Annotated in this window: 14 protein-coding genes and 4 tRNA genes; 10 read left to right on the plus strand and 8 right to left on the minus strand. The window is 41.5% G+C overall.

What is annotated here, in order from left to right; translation table 11 throughout:
* Positions 1–81: 81 nt before the first annotated feature.
* Positions 82–1,188 (plus strand): type I glyceraldehyde-3-phosphate dehydrogenase, encoded by a 1,107-nt coding sequence (locus tag LK453_RS09395; RefSeq protein WP_007395173.1) that lies wholly within the window; start codon positions 82–84, stop codon positions 1,186–1,188.
* 128 nt (positions 1,189–1,316) lie between these two features.
* Here the strand turns inward: LK453_RS09395 and LK453_RS09400 are convergent.
* From LK453_RS09400 to LK453_RS09420, 5 genes are all read right to left on the minus strand, one after another.
* Positions 1,317–1,407 (minus strand) — tRNA-Ser (locus tag LK453_RS09400).
* A gap of 153 nt (positions 1,408–1,560) precedes the next feature.
* A tRNA-Ser gene (locus LK453_RS09405) sits at positions 1,561–1,651 on the minus strand.
* Positions 1,652–1,953: 302 nt separating this feature from the next.
* The gene (locus LK453_RS09410; protein WP_044298436.1) at positions 1,954–2,289 is read right to left on the minus strand and encodes a hypothetical protein; all 336 of its coding nucleotides are present in this window, start codon (positions 2,287–2,289) and stop codon (positions 1,954–1,956) included.
* A 226-nt stretch (positions 2,290–2,515) separates the two neighbouring features.
* Positions 2,516–2,591 (minus strand) — tRNA-Asn (locus LK453_RS09415).
* 477 nt (positions 2,592–3,068) lie between these two features.
* Positions 3,069–3,144, minus strand: a tRNA-Asn gene (locus LK453_RS09420).
* Positions 3,145–3,456: 312 nt separating this feature from the next.
* On the opposite strand from LK453_RS09420, the gene LK453_RS09425 reads away from it, so the two are divergent.
* From LK453_RS09425 to uvrB, 4 genes are all read left to right on the plus strand, one after another.
* Entirely contained in the window at positions 3,457–4,023 is a 567-nt protein-coding gene (locus tag LK453_RS09425) for an acyl-CoA thioesterase (RefSeq protein WP_201528441.1), read from the plus strand.
* A 178-nt stretch (positions 4,024–4,201) separates the two neighbouring features.
* Positions 4,202–4,840 (plus strand): DUF2059 domain-containing protein, encoded by a 639-nt coding sequence (locus LK453_RS09430; RefSeq protein WP_144295739.1) that lies wholly within the window; start codon positions 4,202–4,204, stop codon positions 4,838–4,840.
* Between the two features lie 132 nt (positions 4,841–4,972).
* Positions 4,973–5,692, plus strand: a complete 720-nt coding sequence (locus tag LK453_RS09435; RefSeq protein WP_007395169.1) for a DUF2059 domain-containing protein — start codon at positions 4,973–4,975, stop codon at positions 5,690–5,692.
* 198 nt (positions 5,693–5,890) lie between these two features.
* Complete coding sequence (gene uvrB / locus LK453_RS09440; protein WP_007395168.1) at positions 5,891–8,008, plus strand: excinuclease ABC subunit UvrB; 2,118 nt, start codon at positions 5,891–5,893, stop codon at positions 8,006–8,008.
* A 282-nt stretch (positions 8,009–8,290) separates the two neighbouring features.
* On the opposite strand, the gene LK453_RS09445 is transcribed toward uvrB, so the two are convergent.
* The 3 genes from LK453_RS09445 to nirB all read right to left on the minus strand — a co-directional run bounded on the left by LK453_RS09445 (position 8,291) and on the right by nirB (position 12,117).
* Entirely contained in the window at positions 8,291–8,707 is a 417-nt protein-coding gene (locus tag LK453_RS09445) for a hypothetical protein (RefSeq protein WP_044298336.1), read from the minus strand.
* A 349-nt stretch (positions 8,708–9,056) separates the two neighbouring features.
* Positions 9,057–9,434 (minus strand): nitrite reductase small subunit NirD, encoded by a 378-nt coding sequence (nirD, locus tag LK453_RS09450; RefSeq protein ID WP_007395166.1) that lies wholly within the window; start codon positions 9,432–9,434, stop codon positions 9,057–9,059.
* A gap of 46 nt (positions 9,435–9,480) precedes the next feature.
* The gene (nirB, locus tag LK453_RS09455; RefSeq protein WP_201534411.1) at positions 9,481–12,117 is read right to left on the minus strand and encodes a nitrite reductase large subunit NirB; all 2,637 of its coding nucleotides are present in this window, start codon (positions 12,115–12,117) and stop codon (positions 9,481–9,483) included.
* 623 nt (positions 12,118–12,740) lie between these two features.
* Here nirB and LK453_RS09460 point away from each other — a divergent pair.
* The 5 genes from LK453_RS09460 (at position 12,741) to cobA (ending at position 22,629) form a co-directional block, all read left to right on the plus strand.
* The gene (locus tag LK453_RS09460) at positions 12,741–14,243 is read left to right on the plus strand and encodes a NarK family nitrate/nitrite MFS transporter (protein ID WP_201528451.1); all 1,503 of its coding nucleotides are present in this window, start codon (positions 12,741–12,743) and stop codon (positions 14,241–14,243) included.
* A gap of 185 nt (positions 14,244–14,428) precedes the next feature.
* A complete protein-coding gene (locus LK453_RS09465) occupies positions 14,429–16,627 on the plus strand; it encodes a bifunctional protein-serine/threonine kinase/phosphatase (RefSeq protein ID WP_007395161.1) in 2,199 nt (732 codons plus the stop codon).
* Between the two features lie 95 nt (positions 16,628–16,722).
* Positions 16,723–18,243, plus strand: coding sequence for an NAD(P)/FAD-dependent oxidoreductase (locus LK453_RS09470; protein WP_007395160.1), 1,521 nt, complete (start codon positions 16,723–16,725; stop codon positions 18,241–18,243).
* A gap of 70 nt (positions 18,244–18,313) precedes the next feature.
* Positions 18,314–21,556: a molybdopterin-dependent oxidoreductase gene (locus LK453_RS09475; RefSeq protein WP_007395159.1), complete on the plus strand. Its 3,243-nt coding sequence runs from the start codon at positions 18,314–18,316 to the stop codon at positions 21,554–21,556.
* A gap of 152 nt (positions 21,557–21,708) precedes the next feature.
* Positions 21,709–22,629, plus strand: coding sequence for a uroporphyrinogen-III C-methyltransferase (gene cobA, locus LK453_RS09480; RefSeq protein WP_201541756.1), 921 nt, complete (start codon positions 21,709–21,711; stop codon positions 22,627–22,629).
* Positions 22,630–22,712: the final 83 nt, after the last annotated feature.

The raw sequence follows: 22,712 nt of genomic DNA on the forward strand, positions 1-22,712 counted from the left end.
AATAGCATGTTTGCCTAACGCGTTTTTTGGACAATTGATGTCCTTTTATTCTTTTTTATAACTCGATTCTAAGTTGTATTTATGTCATTTTCTGCTGTATCCGCCGTCAGTCTATCTAGCCACTCTAAAGCCCCATTGCGTGTTTCTATTAATGGGTTTGGGCGAATAGGGCGTAACGTGCTACGTGCTTTGATTGAACGCTTCGAAGTACTGGGTAAACTGGTACATATTGTGGCCATAAACGATGTGGCAGATGCGGATACCTTATTGCATTTGTTGAGATTTGACAGTACCCATGGTCGACTTAGTAGCCTTGGGGTAGAGGCAAGTATCAAATCAGTAGGACTAGAGCACAATCAGCTATGCCTGACCAAGCAGGGAGAGACGTACTGCATAGATTTATTGACAGTAGAGTCGCCAGAGCAGCTGCCTTGGCAGTCTTTGAATGTAGACGTGGTTCTTGAGTGTACCGGACACTTTCGTTCTTATGAAGATGCCAGTCGCCATCTCACGGCAGGTGCGAAGCAGGTTATCGTGGGCGCTGCGCCATTTGATAAGGTTGATGCCAGTATTGTGATGGGCGTAAATGATCAGTTGCTAACTCGTGACCTGCCCATCATCTCTAGTGTGTCATGTACCACTCAGGCTCTAGTACCTCTGATTTACGTACTTGATAAGGCTTTTGGAACCGAGTCAGTGATGATGACCGAAATCCATGCCGTCACTGCTGACCAAAACGTATTGGACCAACCTCACCGAGACAAGCGTAGAGCACGTGCTTCAGGGCACAATATCATTCCCACGACCTCAAGTAGTATTGCTGCTACCGAGCGTACTCTGCCCAATATGCTGGGCAAGATTAATGGTCATTCCATTAGGGTGCCTACTATTGATGTGGCCGCCATTGATGTCAATTTTGTGTTCAAACAAGAAGTTGACTTAGAACAAGTAAGAACAGTGCTGAAAGCGGCGTGTGAGCCAGGAAGCTCTCTATATGGCATTATGGCTTATACCGACTTACCTTTGGTCTCTAGCGACTTTATACATCAGCCTGAGTCATTAATCATCGATGGTCAGCAGCTCATGCAGGTGGGTTCACAAGTGAAAGTGTTTGCGTGGTATGACAATGAGTGGGGTTACGCCAATCGACTGCTGGATATGTGCTTGTATTTACACCTTGCTAAATAAATCGTGACTTGGCGTAAGACGTTATCCGTCATCTGATGTTTTGACGCTCAAAGCAGGGTATGAACCAATAGGTATTTTATGACAATAAAAAAGGCCAACTTATTACTAAGTTAGCCTTTTTTGGTATTTGGCGGAGTCGGAGAGATTCGAACTCTCGAAGGGCTATGAACCCTTGCCGGTTTTCAAGACCGGTGCATTCAACCGCTCTGCCACGACTCCAATAGGTTGACTATTATAAGCATTTTTCGATTGAATGCAAGGGATGCAGGCTACAATTTTAATAAAATTTTATTCTAATAGATTTTAGGATTCTCGCTTTAATCTTAAGGCATAAAAAAAGCCAACTTATTGCTAAGTTGGCTTTCTAGTATCTGGCGGAGTCGGAGAGATTCGAACTCTCGAAGGGCTATGAACCCTTGCCGGTTTTCAAGACCGGTGCATTCAACCGCTCTGCCACGACTCCGTAGGTGCAGTATTATAGAGGGTTTCAATGTTATTGCAAGTATTATTTTTAATTTTTTTCAAAAAAATAGGTTTTGATTCAATGTCATAACAGATTATAGGATTGCTGACTTATGTCGATAAATTTGAGATCAACTATAACCATAGCAAGAGCCATTCTCTTGATTGACGAAACAGGCAGCGATAATCAAACAAGTATGATTAAACAACTAGGATCAAACAAGTATGGGTAGAGTAGACAAGCTCAAAACAGTTATGAGATTGAAGCAAGGGTTATACCCAGATTAATAAGACAAAGTTTAACTATTTCTTAGGCTCAAGCTGTTCTTCTAATAAGCCTTTAGTTGCGAAACTACTATGAGTATCAATAATGGCCTTTTCAATGATGGCAGGGCTGACACCATTGGCACGCAGTTTCTCAATAAACAATTCATCGTCAGCTAATGTATAGCCATCATGATCGCGGTCTAAACCCTGACGAATATATAAGCGGATTAAACCCTGAATGCGTTTAAAGCCATGCTCTTCGGCAGTCTCTTTTAACAAACCAATCACTTCTTCTGATAGTCTAATACTAATAGGACGGGTGATTTTTTGAGGATGATCAGAAAATTTATTACGAATGTGAGGAGGAATCATAGCCATGTCATTTCTTTTATAAGTTGGAATGAATATAAGGAAATTATAAACTAACACAAAATGTGGGGCTTAACTAGAGCGGGTCACTGGGTTGTCAGTATTGAGTTCTCAGGACTAAATAATAAGTCTTTGAGAATGAGGGCATAAAAAAAAGTCCTAATCAATGACTAGGACTTTTTATAAGGTTTTAATGGTTGAACTATAAGACTTAAAACCTTTTAGAATTTGGCTCCCTAACCTGGGCTCGAACCAGGGACACACGGATTAACAGTCCGATGCTCTACCAACTGAGCTATTAGGGAATAACTTGTTTGACGCCTTTGTTTAAGAAGGGGTCCTAACTAAGTGATGCGTATTCTAGCCAAGCTAAGGGTAGGTGTCAACCCTAAAATCATAAAAAAGTTTAAAACTTTCAAAATTTTGGTTTTTTTAAGCTTTTTGGGGTTATATAGACACTTTTTGGCTAATTTTAGGAGTAAGTTTTAAATTTAATAGCCATTTATGCAAGATCAAAAGACCAATAGATAAATCTAAAACCTTAGATGAATTCTATAAGATCAATTTTTATTTAATTAATAAAACCAAGTCGAAGTATAAAATCGAAAGGTAAGTGGAACCTAAAAATAATCAAAACTTAGAATTAAATAAAGTCTAGCAGTAATTAATAAACAAAAAAAAGTCCCTATCATTTAAGATAAGGACTTTGGCATATGCCATAAAAGTATTGCTTAATAGCAATGTTAGCATGTGACAATCAATCAGATGTTCATGCTAGAATTTGGCTCCCTAACCTGGGCTCGAACCAGGGACACACGGATTAACAGTCCGATGCTCTACCAACTGAGCTATTAGGGAATAGCTGGGTTAACGCGCTTATTGCTTAAGCTGTTTGCGTTAAGTGGGGCGTATTCTATCAAATAATTCTGTGACGTCAAGCCTTTTTTGAAAAAAAATCAAAATTTTACGAATTTTTATGTTTTTCTACAGTTTGGTGTGGTTTTTGCCTATAGAATGGTGGATAGATATTGCCTCAATGTTTATTTGAGTGCTTATATTTCTAATATTATATCTATCGTTGATTTATCTTTATTACTAATCACAAAAATATTAATTCTAACAAAGATTAATCTGCAAAATTATTAATTATTCTGTTTATTGAGGAAAACTATGTCACAAATTAATACGTCGTCCACAGCGGTTAAGGCACCTGTTAGACATGAACTATATATGTCAGTACTAATGACTCCTGATATGGCCAATTTTATTGGGAATGTTCATGGGGGCGATTTGCTAAAGATGCTTGACCAAGTTGCTTATGCGTGTGCCAGTCGTTATAGCGGTGGTTATGTAGTGACCTTATCTGTTGATCAAGTAATGTTTTTAGAGCCTATTTATGTGGGTGAGTTGGTGACATTCGCCGCTACTATTAACTATGTCGGTAGAACTTCAATGGAGGTGGGTATCCGTGTTGAAGCCGAAAATATTCAAGAGCGAACCGTCAGACATACCAACAGCTGCTTTTTTACAATGGTAGCAGTCGATGAGGCTGGTAAGCCAACACCCGTACCTGAGCTTGAAATTAAAAGTGAATTACAACAATGTCGTTATGATGCGGCTGTAGAACGTAAAAGATTACGTAAACAAAATGCGAATCGTCCGAGTTGTAGTTTAGATAAAAAACTACCCGGTAACATGAAAGGGGGTTTTAAACCCAGTGATGATGTCAACATTTAAGCGTATCTAACAGCGTTTAAATATTAAGAGCGTTTAAACGTCGGATATATGAGAATTAAGTAGCAGGTTACGGTATAGGCTGTAGATTTGAATTATAGACAGGCAAACTTATGCCTTATTAACTTATGTCTTATTGAAAGGCCAAATAGCCAAATTTTACAAGTTTAAAAGAGGTTTTATGAAAAGCAGCACAAGAAATATAGTTGCTACCTGCCAAAAACTGTTGGCGGTGTCGGCTATCAGTTTGATCGCTTGGCAATTACCTGCCCATGCAGAGGTCAAAAATAGTAGCTCTACTATCACTATCCGTCCTGTCGACTCTGTCAGTGCTAAAAGCATTGTAAATAAGCAGCAAGCACCTTCAGATGCCTCATTAATTAAGCTGCTTGAAATCACTCGTATGTCCGATATGATGCAATCCGTATCCGGTACACAAAGCGATATGATGGCGTCTATTATCGAGTCTACGCTTAAGCAAAAAGACGTAGAGCAGATGACTGCAAAGCAAAGACAAGAGATGACGCGAGTACTGACCCGTTATTCTCAGCAGATGCTTTTAGAGACCAATAAAGCAATAGTAGAGGTGGCACAAAAGCATTTTATTACTGTGGCAAAAAATCACTACACTCAAGCGGAAGTGGATGCTCAAATAGCTTTCTATAGTACAGAGGTGGGTCAAAGCATACTCGATAAGCAGCCTAAACTGATGCAAGAATATATGAAAGTTCTGACGCCTGAGATTATGGAGATAGCCAATGCTAGCCGTGAGAAGCTAACCCCGCAGTTGGAAAAAGACTTAAAGGCTATTTTTAAATAGGCTCTAATAGTTTGCAACAGCTTTAATATTTGAGTAGCAAGATATTGTAACTCTCCGTCAGTAGTAAAATGAGCAGTGTCCCCATAAAATGCGGCTAAAATCTTGCAATAAAAATCATTTAGGTCAATATTTATGTCAATCTCTCACCCGCTTTTAAAATCTGCATTTAAACCATTATTGACGATCGTCGCGATAACGTCTATATCTGCTGCATGGGTAATGCCTGCACAGGCAGAGCTTATTATCAGTAGTGGTGCAGGCAGTAACGGTTCTGCTATAGCCACGACTACAGCGGCTCAAAATTCTATCTCTACTCAAAACAGTACTACTCAAAACGGCACTACTCAAAACGGTATAGTGGTTAACCAACAAATACCTACGGATGCATCAGTACTTAAGCTTATGCAAGTGATGCATGTGGATGAGCAAATAGATGCCATTATAAATGGCCAGCAAGCCGTGAGTGATATTCTAGAGGAGCAAGGGAATAAATCTAGAGTAAATGAGGCTAAGTTAAATAAGCGTCAGCGTGAATTGGCAAAAAATATGCAAAGCGTGTTGGCGCAATATACAAAAATCCTAGCTGGGGGCGTGCAGGGTACAGCCAATAAAGAAGAGTTGACTCAAGCTTATTTGGCAGCGGCCAAAGCGCATTATAATCAGCAAGAAGTTAACGCGCTGATTGGTTTTTATGACACGCAGATAGGTCAAAGTATTCTTGAGAAAAATCCTAAAGTTACTTCTGAATTCCTAAAAGCTTCCTTGCCTGATGAAGCAGAAATGAAACAGACTACTGAGCAGCTTGAAGGGTTAATGCCACAAATTAAACAGCTGATAAAAGGTGTTTTTTAGGTTTTAAAGCAGTTAAATTATAAATATTTTAGTTTTGAAAACTTAAGTCTACCGCAAGGAGAGGAGCCGAAAGGTTGCCTCTCTTTTTAACGGGTTGCAGCAGTAAATTATTGATTTACAGTGGTAAATCGCCCTTTAAATTCTGGGGTTTAGCCCCATTATAAGAGCTATAAACAACCATAAGAAAAGATACCTATTATGCGAATGCCTGAACCAAGATCTTCCCGTCAATTAAATCAATTAGCCACTCAATTGCAAGATGAAGCTGAAATCACAGGCGTTAATGCCTCTGGTACTCAAATATCTAGCCGTGCGTTTGAAATGGTCACAGACTTTGAGCCTGCAGGCGATCAACCTCAAGCCATCGAGAAGTTGGTGAAAGGGATTGAAGCAGGTATGGATGCCCAGTTGTTACTTGGGGTAACAGGTTCTGGTAAGACTTATACCATGGCCAAAGTCATCAGTGAGACCCAGCGTCCAACGATAATTATGGCGCACAACAAGACATTAGCGGCTCAGCTGTACGGGGAATTTAAATCTTTCTTTCCTAATAACGCGGTTGAGTATTTCGTCAGTTATTATGATTACTATCAGCCTGAAGCGTATGTCGCTGCCAGTGATACCTTCATTGAAAAAGACAGTGCCATTAACGATCACATTGACCAAATGCGTCTGTCAGCCACCCGTGCTTTACTTGAGCGCCGTGACGCGATTATTATCTCCTCGGTATCGTCAATCTATGGCTTAGGTGACCCAGAAAGTTACCTGAAGATGCTATTGCACATTGTGGTCGGTGATGTCGTGGATCGTAATGCCTTAATTAAGCGATTGGTGGCCTTACAATATACTCGCAATGAGCTGGATTTTGAGCGTGGTACATATCGTCTGCGTGGCGAGCTATTGGACATATATCCTGCCGAATCAGAACAATTGGCCGTGCGTATCAGTATGTTTGATGATGAAGTTGAAAAGATCAGCTGGTTTGACCCACTAACTGGTAAGACGGTACGTAGCGTTCCGCGCATTACTATCTATCCTAAATCGCACTATGTAACACCGCGTGAGAAACTTGAAGCGGCTAGTAAGACCATTCGTGCAGAGTTGGATGAAAGACTGGAATACTTCCGTGCAAATGATAAGTTAATCGAAGCTCAGCGTATTAAAGAACGTACCCAATATGACCTAGAGATGATTCAACAGCTTGGTTACTGTAATGGTATCGAGAACTACTCGCAGCATTTATCAGGTCGTCCTGCAGGAGAAGCGCCGCCTACTTTATTTGATTATATTCCCCCTGACGCTTTGCTGTTTATTGATGAGTCTCATGTGACTGTGCCTCAAATTGGGGCAATGTACAAAGGCGACCGCTCGCGTAAAGAGAACTTAGTCAACTATGGTTTTCGTCTACCAAGTGCGATGGACAACCGTCCTATGAAGTTTGAAGAGTGGGAGAAAATCAAACCTACTACGATTTTCGTCTCTGCAACACCAGCACAGTATGAGCTAGAGCACAGTGAGCAAATCGTCGAGCAGGTAGTACGTCCAACCGGTTTGATTGACCCTGAGATTGAAATTCGTCCGGTATTAACTCAGGTTGATGATGTGTTATCGGAGATTACTAAGCGTCGTGAAGTTAATGAGCGGGTATTGATTACCACCTTAACCAAGCGTATGTCTGAAGATTTGACCGACTATCTGAAAGAATATGATGTCAAAGTGGCTTATCTGCATTCAGACATTGATACCGTAGAGCGAATGCAGATTATTCATGAGCTGCGTACGGGTGTGCACGATGTGTTAGTCGGTATTAACTTGCTACGTGAGGGTTTAGATATGCCCGAAGTGTCTTTAGTAGCTATATTTGATGCTGATAAAGAAGGCTTCTTGCGCTCTGAGCGTTCACTGATTCAGACCATTGGTCGTGCTGCGCGTAACTTAAATGGTAAGGCTATTTTATATGCCGATAAAATTACGCCTAGTATGGAAAAAGCGATTGAAGAAACTGACCGTCGTCGTGAGAAGCAAATTGCCTTTAACCTTGAGCATGGTATTATGCCTAAATCGGCTACCCGTAGTATCACTGATAAGATTGATACCGGTGAGGTAGAAGAAGATTTAAATGACAATCAGGCGATTCCAAGCAGTAGTGGATTACCCGATGTGGATATTGAGATTTTACGCAGTCCTGATTTATTGGCGAAAGAAATTAATCGTCTTGAGAAGCAGATGAAGCAATTCTCACGTGAGCTTAAATTTGAAGATGCGGCCAAAGTACGTGATAAAGTGCTTGAGCTTCGCGCTTATATTGTGCAGTAATTCAGTTTCAGTAGGTTTTTATAGTAATGATAAAGGTGAGTCATTAATTGACTCGCCTTTTTTTATGTCTACTTTCTTTGTGTCTAATCTAATATGATATGAAACCTGTATTCAGTCTATCTATAATTTGAATTATAAGCATTTGAATTAACTGTTTACGAATCAGATGTTGAGAGATGAAGAGCTCAAATCAGACATAATAATCCAACCCGTAATATTACCTAAAATAGCCTAAGCAGAAATACAAGCTTATATTCTTAGCATCAATATACACCTATACTTTTATCGACATTTCAGCTCTAAATTTCCCATTTTTAGCCCAATAATCACTTTACCGTTTAAATAAGTCTTATAGTTTTCGCATTTAAGCATCTGAGTTTTACCGTTATTAAAAGATTCTACTGAAAAAAGACAGCCGGTAGCATTGCCGTAAATATACTCATTGTCTTGAGCGCAATATGTATCGCCTATCGAAGGTTCGGAACTTAAATCAGGTGGGATTTGATTGGCAGGTGTGTCGGTCCAATCTTCAGGAACATCACCGACAGGCCGAGTAGCGATTGTGCTATCTGTCGTCACAGATAGATCACTAGATTGTGCCGAGTTTGGGGTAATCGGTTTATCAGATTTGTTGTTAGAGTTAGTAGAGCAGCCGCTTGCCACAAAAAACAGAGCGGTTATGGCAGTTAATAAAGGCAACTGTACTAAATAAAAGAGGAGTATTAAGGGAAGGCATGCTCATATTACAGTCCTTTATATTAAGAGATAGTAATTTTTTAACAGTATATTAAATAAATTTAAATTAATATTTTAATATGTTAAGGTTTTGGCCATGACCATGACTTAGATTAATCCTTTAAATTGCTGATTAATCAAATTGTTAACTGGCAAAGTCGTTAATCTGCTCGTTCTATGTTACTTAAGACCTAGCTAAGAATAATACTCAATGTAATATATTGAAGTTTTTTCAAGAGGAAGTTCGCTACTAAAAAAAGAATAAGAGTCTAAGACCCTTATCCTTTCTATTTTAATTACTTTAATAAATGGCTTAAGCTGCTATTGCATCTTTCAGGCTGACTATAACTTTATCGCCTTCTAAGCTCACGTCATAGCAATCCAGTTTAACCGTGTCATCATCTAAGCATTGCCCCGTGGCTAGGTCAAATCGCTGCTTGTAAATAGGGGAGGCAATATAGATAACTTCTTGCTCCTTAACGCTACCATCTTGCAATTCAGTCTTGATATGGGTGCCCCCAATTAGACCACGCGATAATACATTGGCGTTACTAAAAGGATCAAAGTTATCAATGGCGAAGAGTTGGTCATCTTTGGTACGAAAAACAGCCACTTGTTTGCCCTCTATCAGGGCACAAACGCCCCCTTCTGGGATGATATCATTAAGTTTACAAATTAATTGAGTGGTCATAAGACTTTCCTTGTGTCAGTGATTATGAAATAGGAGTTAGGTAACGCTAAACTATCGTTTCTAACACCTGTTTTTCGGTTTCAGTAGCAGGACGAATTTGCTCACGCTCAGTCACAAATACTACGTTGTCATCAGCCAATTCACTGTTAACAAAATGACGGAAACGTTTTAGCTTCTCTTTGTCAGTAATGGTGGCTTTCCACTCGCAAACATAATTATCAACCAATAACTGCATTTGCTCTTCTAATTCTTCGACAATACCTAAGCTGTCGTCGATAATGACCTGTTTTAGATAATCTAAGCCACCCTCTAAGCTTTCACGCCACTTTGAGGTGCGCTGTAATTTATCGGCAGTCTTGATATAGAACATGGTAATACGGTCAATGTACTGAATTAAGGTATCGGTATCGAGATCTGTGGCAAAAAGCTCGCCATGACGAGGCACCATGCCGCCGTTGCCAGCCACATAAAGGTTCCAACCATTTTCAGTGGCTATAATACCGAAATCTTTGGATTGAGCTTCAGCACATTCACGAGTACAACCTGAAACCCCCATCTTAATCTTATGCGGTGAACGCACGCCCTTATAACGGTCCTCAAGCCTGATGGCAAGCCCCATGCTGTCTTCTACGCCATAGCGGCACCAGTTATTACCCACACAAGATTTTACGGTGCGTAGAGATTTACCATACGCATGACCGGTTTCGAAACCTGCCTCGACTAAACGCTCCCAAATATCGGGCAACTGTTCTAATCGTGCCCCAAATAAGTCCACACGCTGTCCACCAGTTATTTTGGTATAAAGATTAAAATCTTTGGCGACCTGACCCAATACAATAAGTTTATCAGCGGTAATCTCACCACCAGCCACACGGGGCACAACTGAGTAGGTACCATCTTTCTGGATATTGCCTAAGTAATAATCGTTGGTCTCTTGCAGTGGAGCAAGCTCTGTCTTTAGGACATAATCGTTCCAACATGACGATAAGATAGAGGCCACAGCAGGCTTGCATATCTCACAGCCACGGCCGCTACCGTGCTCAGTTAATAGTTCATCAAAGGTTTTAATACCTTGTACTCTTACTAAGCTATAAAGCTCTTGACGAGAATAAGCAAAATGCTCACACAGATCATTATTGACCTCAAAACCTAGCTCGGTAAGCTGATGCGCCAAGACATCTTTTACCATTGGGGCACAGCCCCCACAGCCGGTACCGGCCTTAGTACCGCTTTTAACATCAGCAATTGAGTAAGCACCCTCATTGACCGCGCCACAAATAGCGCCTTTGGTAACATTAAAGCAAGAACAGATGGTGGCTGTATCGGGAAGGTTATCAACGCTCATAGAGGGCTTTTCAACATTAGGTAATATTAGGCTTTCGGGATGAGCAGGCAAGTCAATATCATTTAAAAACAACTGCAATAAATTATTGTAGTCTTCGGTATCACCGACCATGACAGCGCCCAATAGCTTTTTATTATCGCTATTGGTGACCAGCTTTTTATAAATTCCTTCGTTAGGATTCTGATAGACATAACTTAAACTACCTTCAGTTTTGCCGTGAGCATCACCGATACTACCGACATCGACATCCATAAGTTTAAGCTTGGTGCTCATATCAGCACCGGTAAAAGTTTGCTCAGTATCACCCGCTATTTGAGCGGCACAGATACTGGCCATGGTGTATCCAGGCGCTACTAGGCCAAAGATTTTATTGTCCCAAACCGCACACTCACCGATGGCGTAAATATCTTCATTATTGGTCTGGCAAAAATCATTGATTAAAATACCACCGCGGCCGCCCAAGGTAACACCGCACTCAGGGTTGTTTTTCATTATGGCATCTTGCGGACGGATGCCGGCACTAAACAAAATAAGGTCTGTATTAAGCTCCGTATCATCAGTGAACTTCATAGTTAAGAAGGTGCCTTTATCGAGATGTACCTCATCTTGGACATCTTTTTGATGGATGTCATGGTTTAAGGAAACGCTACGATTATGAATAATTTCTTGAGTGTTTTTACCAGTCAGTACGGTTACGCCCAACGCTTCGATTTTTTTCTTTAGAATCTCACCGCCAGCTGGGTCTAGTTGGACTCCCATAAGCTGAGGTGCAAATTCGACCACATAAGTTTCAAGACCTAAAGTAACCAAAGCTTTGGCGGCTTCTAACCCCAATAGACCACCGCCGACAACCACGCCCTTTTTAACGTTGGGTTTGTTTGCCGTGGTAAGAATGTCATCTAAGTCGGCGATAGTGCGGTACACGTGACAATGTGAGTGATTGCCACCTTCAATAGGTGGGACGAAAGGATAAGAGCCAGTGGCCAATACTAGTTTCTCGTAGGAAATACTTTCTCCGCCTTCCACAGTGATGCTGTGTGTGTCACTGTTAATGTCAACGATTCGTTTATTAAGATGAAGCTTAATGCCTGTGGCATCATAGTGAGCCATGTCCACCAAGTTTAGTTTGCTAGCATCTTTGTGCTCAAAGTAGCTCGATAAATAAACACGGTCATAAGCGGGGCGGTCTTCTTCAGCAAAGACATGAATGTCATATTTTTTATTTAAGCCAAGTTCAATTGCTTTCTCTACAAAATGATGACCAACCATGCCATTACCAACCACTATTAAATTGGCTTTATCTTTGCTGTTTGTTTTATTCATATCTGCCTTACTCATGATTATTCCTTTAGATGGGTGTCAGGTAGCAGGCTAGGGAAGGACCCTTTAAAAAAGCCGACTACTTAGTGCCTACCGTAATACATTCAATAATCATGCCAAGCATCACATATTGTTTTTAAAGGATTCTTTTTAAAACAATAAGTAAAAAGGATAGGTTTGATCGAACAACAACACAGAAATAATTAACCCAACCCTATGGGGAAAGGCAGCCAATGAGCTTATATAGCTAATAAGCATTCGTGGTAAATGTTCATATTTTTTGTATTGGACATCATTAAACACCCTAAATGTTCTCTTATAAAAGGAAGCAATAGCTTGATAGGGAGTTGGATGTTTTTTTATGAAAGGCGTTAATTTGGTGCTTAATAAAATTAAATTGTCATATAAGGGCTATTTCAGAGCAAAGCATTAAATCTTCTTTAAAGAGTTAACGATAAAATAAATAGCTAACTATAAAATTTATCTAAATAACAAATACATGGCACGTAGCTTGCAACAACCTTATTAAGTAAACATTAAGTTATATTTTATTTTTCTTATATTTTAAGGTCTAATTTAATGTAAATAAGTCTGTTTTTATTTGGAGACACAGACAATTTATTTCATAAAAGGAAGCAAGTATGTCGTCTGCAACCCCCGTACCACCCACAAAAGATAAGCTCAATGTCTTATCTTTTGCTGGTAAAAATAAAATCCTACATTTAGGGTGGATGGCCTTTTTCCTTACCTTTTTCGTTTGGTTTAACCATGCCCCTTTTCTTTCCGCTATTGGAGAAACTCTGGATTTAACCAAGCAACAAGTTAAAACCTTACTTATCTTAAACGTGGCTTTAACCATTCCTGCTCGCGTTATTATCGGGATGCTAACCGATAAGTTTGGACCACGGATCGTCTATACCTGTATTTTAGCGCTCGGAGTAATTCCCTGTTTTACGTTCGCGTTTGCCCAAGACTATACAACCCTTGCCTTATCACGTTTCATTTTAGGCTTCGTTGGGGCAGGCTTCGTGGTAGGTATTCGTTTAATCAGTGACTGGTTTCCTGCCAGCGAATTAGGTGCTGCAGAAGGCATCTATGGCGGTTGGGGTAACTTCGGTTCAGCAGCAGCAGCAATGCTATTACCGACACTGGCGATTGGCTTTGCGGCTTGGTTTGGTGGGGATGAAGGCTGGCGCTATGCTTGTGCCACTTCAGGCGTCGTTATGGGTCTATACAGTATTTTATTTTACAAATTCGTACGCGACACACCTAAGGGCTCAACTTATTTTAAACCTAAGAAGTCTGGTGCGATGGGGGTAACCTCTAAAGGTGATTTCTGGTTAATGATGGTGTTCAAACTTCCTATGTATTTAGCCTTGGCGCTACTGGCTTGGAAGCTGTCACCCACTGGTGTTAGTTTATTGAGTCAGACAGCGGTAAACTTTATCTACATTGGCTTAGCGCTACTGTATGTTTATGAGTTTGTGAGTAGCTATCGATTTAACAAAGAAGTATTCACCACAGAAGTACCAGAAGCACAGCGTTATGATTTCAAACAAGTCGGCGTGTTAAACATTTTATATTTTGCTACCTTTGGTTCTGAGTTGGCCGTGGTGTCAATGTTACCGCTTTTTTATCTAGAAACTTTTGAAGTATCCGTGGTTGCTGCGGGTCTATTAGCATCTTCGTATGCCTTTATGAATTTAATGTCTCGTCCAGGTGGCGGTTGGTTAAGTGATCGTTTTGGTCGTAAAAGCACGCTACTTATTTTGACAGCCGGTCTGGCCATTGGTTACTTCTTAATGGGAATGGTTGACTCGACTTGGCCGATCGCTTTGGCGTTGCTTATTACTATGTTTTGTTCATTCTTCGTGCAAGCAGGTGAGGGCGCAGTATTTGCGGTTATTCCTTTGATTAAACGCAGTATGACAGGTCAGTTCGCTGGCATGACCGGTGCTTATGGCAACGTAGGCTCTGTGGTCTATTTAACGGTTTTAAGCTTAGTGTCTTATCAAGTGTTCTTTATGGTTATTGCCGCTACTGCAGTGATTGGTTTCTTAGCTTTATTTTTATTAAAAGAACCTTCAGGTGTCATCGTAGAAGAGATGCCAGATGGTAGCTTTGCTGAAATTAGTGTGACTTAATTTAAAGACTATTCAGCTGGCTAAGTCTGGATAGATCACTTATCCAAGCTTATTGAGCGCTACATTTTAAGGTATAAAGTTTACAGTAAGCTTTATACCTTAACTGCTTTTTAGCTGAAATTTTTAAGCAATAAAAAAGTTATGGATGACGGAGCGATATTGCCAAATTTTAATAAGGAATAAAAGTGCCCACTATAGAGCTCTTATCGAATGAACCGAATAAAAAAACTGCTACTAGTACCGCTTTACCTGTCTCTAAAACGACTGTTAATAACCCCGAACGCAAAACTAATGAGCCCATTAAGTCTATTAAACCAAATCAAAAACACCAACAATCAACAGGTTGGTGGTTTGATTTTTATACCATGGCAGGACGTAAGTCTGAAAATCAAGACAGTTTATTGATTACCACCTGTTTATTAAGCTATTTAGAACAGATTGAACAGGACAAATTAGACCATATTCAACAGGACAATCAAGCCCATAGCCCCAAAATTAAGCTTAGACCAGAGCAGTTGCCGGTACTTGCTGTTTTGGCAGATGGGGTCAGTGCCTGCCAGTTTCCCAAACAGGCGAGTAAATTGGCGGTTGAGACTGTGGCCGAGCATGTTATTAAGGGCTTGATTCGTTTACAACATCAAGCTGTGGTAGAAACACGACAATTTAATGAGCAAAGTTTTAAAGTCATTTTTGATGATGAAAGTGTGGCAGGCATTATCAAGTCAGCAGTCATTAAAGCGAATGACGCAATGTACTTTTCGCAGTCTTATGAGCGGGTTGCCCCTTTATTGTCAACGCTATCTGGTGTGCTGTGCATTGGTGATAGGGTTTATCTGTTTCATACTGGTGATTCGCGCATCTACCGTTTGAGCGTAGATAGAACTACGGTGCTCAGTGAAGACCATCGTATCCATCATGGGCAAGATAAAGGGGCATTATCGGCAGCTCTAGGGGCAGATACCAGCGTTGATTTACAGCAAACAGTGTTTACCCTGCACCAAAACGAATATTTAGCCCTAATGACCGATGGCGTTTATGAACATCTTAATCCTGTTGACATGCAGTTTGAGTTTAGTGCAGCTGCTACCCAATTAGAAAATACTCCCAATTGGAACCTTCTTAAAAAATGGGATTTGAGTGAGCAATTCTGTCGCCATGCCTATCAAGAGGGCAGTAATGATAATCTAACTATTATTATGCTCGGTATGGGTCTTTCCTCAAGCATTAAGCTAAAGAATACTCGAAAAGATAAAGATAAAGATAAAGGCACATCCAGCTTAAAGAACATAGATAGCTCAATGAGTGTTGATGAGCCAAGTCAGGACAGCAGCCTGTTCTCCGAGGACGATAATGACAGTAATGTACCAGTACAATATAAGCTGCCCACAGGGCTACAGGTCAATGACAGTATTGATGGCTTTGAAGTAAAAGCTATTATTGCTCGGACGGCCCGTAGTGAAGTATATTTGGTAGAAGACAGTGCAGGACAAGAGTATGTCCTAAAGTCTCCCAGCCTAAGAACGGTCGAGGATGGAGAGTATCTGCGTAGCTTTTTGAAAGAACGCAAAATTGGATTAAGTCTATCAAGACACAGGCGGGCAGGTGAGCCCGCTTATAATCAAATCGACCCTACTGAGTCAATGGGGGGCTCTGCATTGGGTGAGTCAGGTTTATTACGCTATTACCCCGTACCTGCCAGCTCAACCTATTTGTACCACCTTACCGAATATATAGAAGGCGAGAGTCTGCGCGCCTTTATGGATCGAAATGGTCCTTGCGATGTGTGGCAAACCCATGATTTATTGACCAAAATTGGGATGGCAGTGCGGGTAATGCACCGCAATTATCTATTGCATCAGGATATTAAGCCAGAGAACTTATTATTAACCAAATCAGGGGCAGTAAAGCTGATTGATTTTGGGTCAGTGGCATCCTCTATCCTAAAAGACAATACTCGGCCACCAGTTGGCGATCTGCATTACGCTGCACCAGAATACTACACAGATGCACCTAAAGGAGTGCACTCTGATTTATTTTCGATTGCAGTCATAGGCTTTGAGTTACTCACAGGTAGCCGGCCATTTACCTCACAAATGCTCATGTCTGCCTCTGATGCTTTGGTCGTACCCTCGCGTTTACTGAATCAAAAACAAGTCCCAGCCACCAGTCAGCAAGCCTTACTGCGTGCTCTTCATCGTAATACCAACGTTCGTCATCAAGCGATTGGAGAATTTTTACAAGATTTTAATCCAGATCATAGTGCTTCTTTATCCGACCCAGAACCGCTGATCAAAAGAAATCCTTTATTGGTATGGCACGGCATTTGCTTGGTACAGAGTGTAATTATTGTTTTATTACTGATTAAGTTTCTACCCACCAGCTAGTTTATGGAGCGCGTTTGAGCCCGATAACTAAGTAGGTTGAGAAAAATAATTGGTGATGACTATTTCAATCGCCGCCTCAGTGGCTAAGGTCTCTCATGCCAGCTCCAGTCAACGCCCGCACCATCGCGCAGTCGCAATCTCTAGCAGATCAATTTAATGGCCTATCATTAGACAGTTCGTTAAGCGATTCATTAAGTCAATCACTAAGCGACTTATCAAACTTAAGCGACTTGTCAAATGAGGTAGTCATTGTGGGGGCAGGGATGGCAGGCAGTCGTTTGGCGATTCAGTTAGCCACTACGTGGCAACAACAGACTACTGCCGAAAGTCCTAAGATTACTTTGATTAGTAAAGAGTCTGAAGTGGGCTATAACCGAATTATGTTATCACCGGTCTTAGCAGGCGAGACCTCGTTTGAGGAGACTTATTTATATGACAAGAGTGACTATGAACGCTTGGGTATAACTGTATTAGCAGGTGTAGAAGTCGAGCGTATAGATACTGATAATCAAACGCTGACCTTAGATAATGGGCAGAGGATCGACTATGGCAAGCTGGTTATCGCAACAGGGTCAACTGCCCGAGTCATTCCTTTTACAAATCATGAGGCCAAAGGAGTACACGTTTTTCGAGATGTCGCCGATGTGACTGTACTTACTGACTATGCTAAGCAGGGTAAAACGGGATTGGTAATTGGGGGCGGTGTACTGGGTTTAGAAGCGGCTTGTGCGTTGTCATCACAAGGGGCGAACATGACCGTGATACATGTTGATAATTTTGTACTCAATCGCCAGTTGGACTTGCCTGCGGCATTAATGCTGCAACAAGAGCTTGCTCGTAGAGAAGTGGGTTTGGAAGTTTCGGCGATGACCACGGGTATTGAAGTGAATGCTAGCAATGAAGTGACAGGACTAAGCCTTAAAGATGGCAGAACGTTACCTGCTGATTTTATCGTTATGGCTGTGGGCATTATACCCAACACCCAACTAGCTGAAGATAGTGGTATAGAAGTTAATCGAGGTATTGTGGTAGACGAATATATGCACAGCAATTGTCAAAATGTCTATGCCATAGGCGAGTGTATAGAAATTAATGAGGAACTTTTCGGCATGGTGTCCTCAGTCAATCAGCATGTTGGTACTCTCGTCGCCGTATTGACTCAGCAAGCATCAAAATCAAAGTGGCCACCTTTTGTTAGCACCCCTTTATCATTAAAACTTAAAGTATCTGGCATTGCCGTCTTTTCATCAGGAAAAATTGAGTTTGATGAGTCAGAATTAGCGTCTATTGAACAAATTATTTATCGTCAGGTGAATAGCGATCAATACCATTGTCTTTACCTAAAAGATAATCGGTTGATAGGGGCTGTACTGTATGGAGAGACCAGTGATGGTAACTTCTATAGTCAGCTGATTAATGAACAAATTGATGTTTCTGAATTTAAAGACGCTTTGATCTTTGGGGCTGCTTATTGCCAATCATTATTGGATCAACAAGCTGAAGATAAGGAAAGTATAGCCGTTGATCCAGTGACCAATTCTGCGACAGCGCTTAATGAGAAGCCTAAGTCGGTGATTAAAGCCGACAATCAACCAAGTGATGATGAAGTGGCTTAACCAGAACAAGATGCCTTTTAATGCAGGCAATAAATACAATGTATAGCGTACCTAAGTTTCAGTTTTATAAGTGTTCTACCAGCAGATATCACTACAAAATAGCGAGAATATTATCAAAAATAGCCAAACCAGCCAGCCTAAAGCCAAAGCAAGTTTTAATAGCCCGAATATCCCAGACAGTATAGCTACTTTAACTTTGCCTAGCGATACTTCCGACTCTCACTCAGAGTTTGAGTCGAAACGGACGGTACGCACCACTTGTCCTTATTGCGGTGTGGGCTGTGGCGTATTGGCAACTATAGATAACATGACAGGACAGGTGAGTGTAAAAGGTGATCCAGAGCATCCTGCCAATTTTGGTAAGCTGTGTTCTAAGGGCAGTAATCTGGCCGAGACTTTAGGGACTGAGCGCCGGTTAACTCAACCTTATTATCAAAACAAAAAAGCTAGCATGCAGTTGGTGCAGTCAACTCAAGCGGCTCGATCAATCGAGCCTAAGTCATCGGCTAATAGTCTTAATCAGCAAAGCTCAGATTGGGATACTGTTTTGGACGATGTGGCCAGTCGCTTAAGTGATACTATCGCAAAACATGGGCCAGAAAGTGTGATGTTCTATGTGTCTGGTCAGCTACTGACTGAAGATTACTATGTGGCCAATAAGCTGATGAAAGGCTTTATCGGCAGTAATAATATTGATTCAAATTCTCGCCTGTGTATGTCGTCGGCGGTTGCCGGTCATAAAAGAGCTTTTGGTGCCGATTTAGTACCGGGTAGTTATACCGATTTTGAAGCCTGTGACTTATTGGTGCTAGTCGGCTCTAATATGGCGTGGTGCCATCCCATTTTGTTTGGTCGATTTTTGCAAGCCAAACAAGAAAACCCTAATAAAAAATTAATCGTTATTGATCCGAGACGGACTGATTCTTGCGAATTTGCCGATTTGCATTTGCCCATTGCGCCTGGTACTGATACTCACTTATATAATGGTTTGCTTAAATACTTAGAAGAAAATGGCTGCACCGATTCTGAATATGCCTCACAGTGTGATGGCGTAGAGCAGGCAGTGACTGCTGCTAATTTATGGGACATAGAGTCGGTTGCTAAAGCCACCCAGCTAGATGCTGAAAAGATTGAGCAGTTTTACAAGTTGGTCGCCGCCAATGACAAAACAGTAACAGCGTTTAGCATGGGAGTGAATCAGTCTAGTAGTGGCACTGATAAAGTGAATGCTATTATCAATAGCCATCTGCTGACAGGCCGCGTTGGTAAAAAAGGTGCAGGTCCTTTTTCATTGACGGGTCAACCGAATGCTATGGGCGGGCGTGAAGTAGGGGCATTGGCAAATCTACTGGCTGGCCATTTACAGTTAGATATTAAAGAGCATCGTCAGTCAGTGGGTAAGTTTTGGCAATCACCCCAACCCATAGCGCCTAAGGTAGGGGTTAAGGCTTGCGATGTAGCGGATGCCATCCTTGATGGAAAAGTAAAAGCGATTTGGATTGTGGCTACCAATCCTGTAGTGAGCCTACCTGAGGCAAATAAGTTTCGCCAAGCCTTAGCGGCCTGTGATTTGGTAATCGTCTCTGAATGCTCTAAAGACAGTGATACCTTACGCTGTGCTGATATTGTCTTGCCGGCGCAATCTTGGAGTGAGAAATCAGGCACAGTAACCAATTCTGAACGTCGAATATCTCGTCAGCGTTGTCTTGTATCAGGCGTAGGCGACTCAAAGCCAGATTGGTGGATTTTCTCACAAGTGGCAAAACGTATGGGATTTAAAGGGTTTGATTATACTGAACCTAGTGAAATTTTCTTAGAGCATGCCGCATTAACCAGTCATGAAAACATCAAATATCCAAGACAGTTAGATTTAATGGCTGAACTAGAAAAACACAATCAACCTTACGACTCTATGAGTCCTCTGCAATGGGGTGGGCAGCATATTAATATCATTGACCCTGATTTTAAGCATGCCAAGCCTAAGCTAGTTGCCATTACCCCGCCACAACAGGCTAGTGCTGTTAATAGATTTTCCCCTATCAACGATAATAATAAAACAAAGTCTAAGGCTGAAAAACAAACTAAAAAAAACACCCTAGGCCTGGGTTTAACCCAGAATGTTGATGACGGTTTAAAGCTACGCTTAATTACCGGTAGACTGCGTGACCAATGGCATACCATGACGCGGACTGCTTTAGCACCAAAGTTGAATCAACAACAGACTGTACCGACTTTGACTTTACATCCTCAAGATGCAGAGGCTTTGGGGGTTGATAATAATGATTTTGTTTCGATTAAAGCGGACACCACGCAAGTAACAGAGTGCTCAACGGTAGTGGCTCAAGTAGAGGTTAGCGAAGACATGCGTCTAGGCGATAGCTTTATGCCGATGCATTGGAGTGATGCCTTTGCCAGCTTGGCACGAGTGGGGACGCTTATTCCCACTAAAGTTGATCCCCTATCGGCACAACCTGAATTAAAAAATTCGGTCATAGTAGTTCAGCCATTGCCTATAAAATCAGTTGGCCGTATTTTGGTGCATCCTGAATGGCTAGCTCCTGCCTTGGTGCAGTTGCGTCAACTTACTGAATTGACGTCTGATCAATCACAGGCAGCAGTATCGGTGCCTAATTTAATATGGAGTATCAGTCGTCAGCAAGACAGTATCTTAATTAATTTAGCCACTGGTACTGAGCAGATGAGCGACGCTTGGTTGACCGCCGAATTTTGGCAGCAGTTTGTCGCGTCGGTTGTGAGCACACATCAGCGTTCTAATTCAGAAAACTTATATAGCTCAGATAAATTGGATAACCTAGATAAGCTAGATAAGTCTCATAGCCCTGATAGATTAGATGATGAGTGGGCTGAGCTTGACACTAGCATTATGATTTATGAAGCCGCTCAGCAATTACGCTATGTCGTTCGTCAACCTGCTGCCATAGAATTGGCGTCGTCTTCTGCTCAACTAGAAGAACAGCTAATGCTGGCAGTGTACATTGCACCGCAATCGGAACAGTTGCCTAGTATACATTGGCTGAATAGCTGCTTTGCTGATTTAAGTGACGTACCTTCTGTGAAATGGCTACTGGCCGGTAAACCCGCTAGTGGCTATGTTGACCCAGGCCCGTTAGTTTGTGCTTGTATGGGTGTGGGTGAAAATACCATTATTAATGCCATTACCTCTGAGGAATGTGATGATGCCATTAGCGTTGGTAAATTATGTCAGGCAGGCACTAATTGTGGCTCTTGTGTGGGTCAAATCAATGAGCTTATTAAACAATGTCGTTCCGATAAAACAGTAGAGCTGGCTTAAATGGTAGGATTATCCTAGTTTGATTTGAAGATAAAGAGTAACGCTGGCATGTCATTTGCAACGTCTTGGTTATCAGCACGGTTTAGAACTGAGTGAAACAACAGTTAAATTAGCCGGTTGCTAAAATACATGATGCCAGGAGCACACCAAGCATGACCCATTTTGATATTTCGACCCTAAATTCTGCACAGGTAATAAAGGGTCGCTCAAAGCTACCTTTAACACCTTATGACTATGGCAATGAATTACCCATAATTAAAGCGGAAGATAAGGTAAAACAAGCCAAAAAAGGGGTGGTGTATCTGGTGGGCGCCGGGTCTGGTGATCCTGAGCTGCTTACCCTAAAAGCTTATCGGATAATGCAACAGGCGGATGTCGTACTTTATGACAGCTTGGTTTCCGAAGATATCTTAGATATGTGCTCTCAACAAGCAACCAAAATTTTTGTCGGCAAACGCTGTGATAATCATGCGCTACCACAAGAGCAGATTAATCAACTGTTGGTGACCCATGCTCAAGCCGGGAAATGCGTGGTGCGTCTAAAAGGCGGAGATCCTTTTATTTTTGGTAGAGGCGGGGAAGAATTACAAACTGTCGTAGAAAACGGTGTATATTTTGAGTCTATTCCAGGTATTACCGCGGCCAGTAGTAGCTCAATTCCATTAACACATCGTCACTGTGCTCAATCGGTCAAGTTCGTAACTGCCTTCAAAAAGACCAATTGTCCCAATGAAGACTTCAGTGAAATGTTGGACCCGACGCAAACAGTAGTGTTGTATATGGGATTGAATCGCTTAGCGGGGTTAACTGATGGGTTAATACGAGCAGGTCGATCGGGAGATACTCCTTTTGCGGTGGTAAGCCATGCCAGTCTGCCGACACAACAGGTTTTGATTGGCACACTTGATGACATTGCAGCTAAGCAATTACTGGCAAAGTTACCGACACCCGCTTTATTAATTATGGGTGATGTGGTTAATTTGCATCAGCAGCTCTCTGATTATAATTTAGCGAATATAGAGGTTCAGCATAGATTTACGCAACAGCAAAAAGAGGCAGAGCTGATTGCTTAAGGGCGGCTTAGTGATTGCTTGTTTAACAAGCTATTTGGTGGCCTATTGAATGAGTTGTCTAATGAACTATTTAGTGATAACTT

Source organism: Psychrobacter sanguinis, from assembly GCF_020736705.1.
Classification (GTDB): domain Bacteria; phylum Pseudomonadota; class Gammaproteobacteria; order Pseudomonadales; family Moraxellaceae; genus Psychrobacter; species Psychrobacter sanguinis.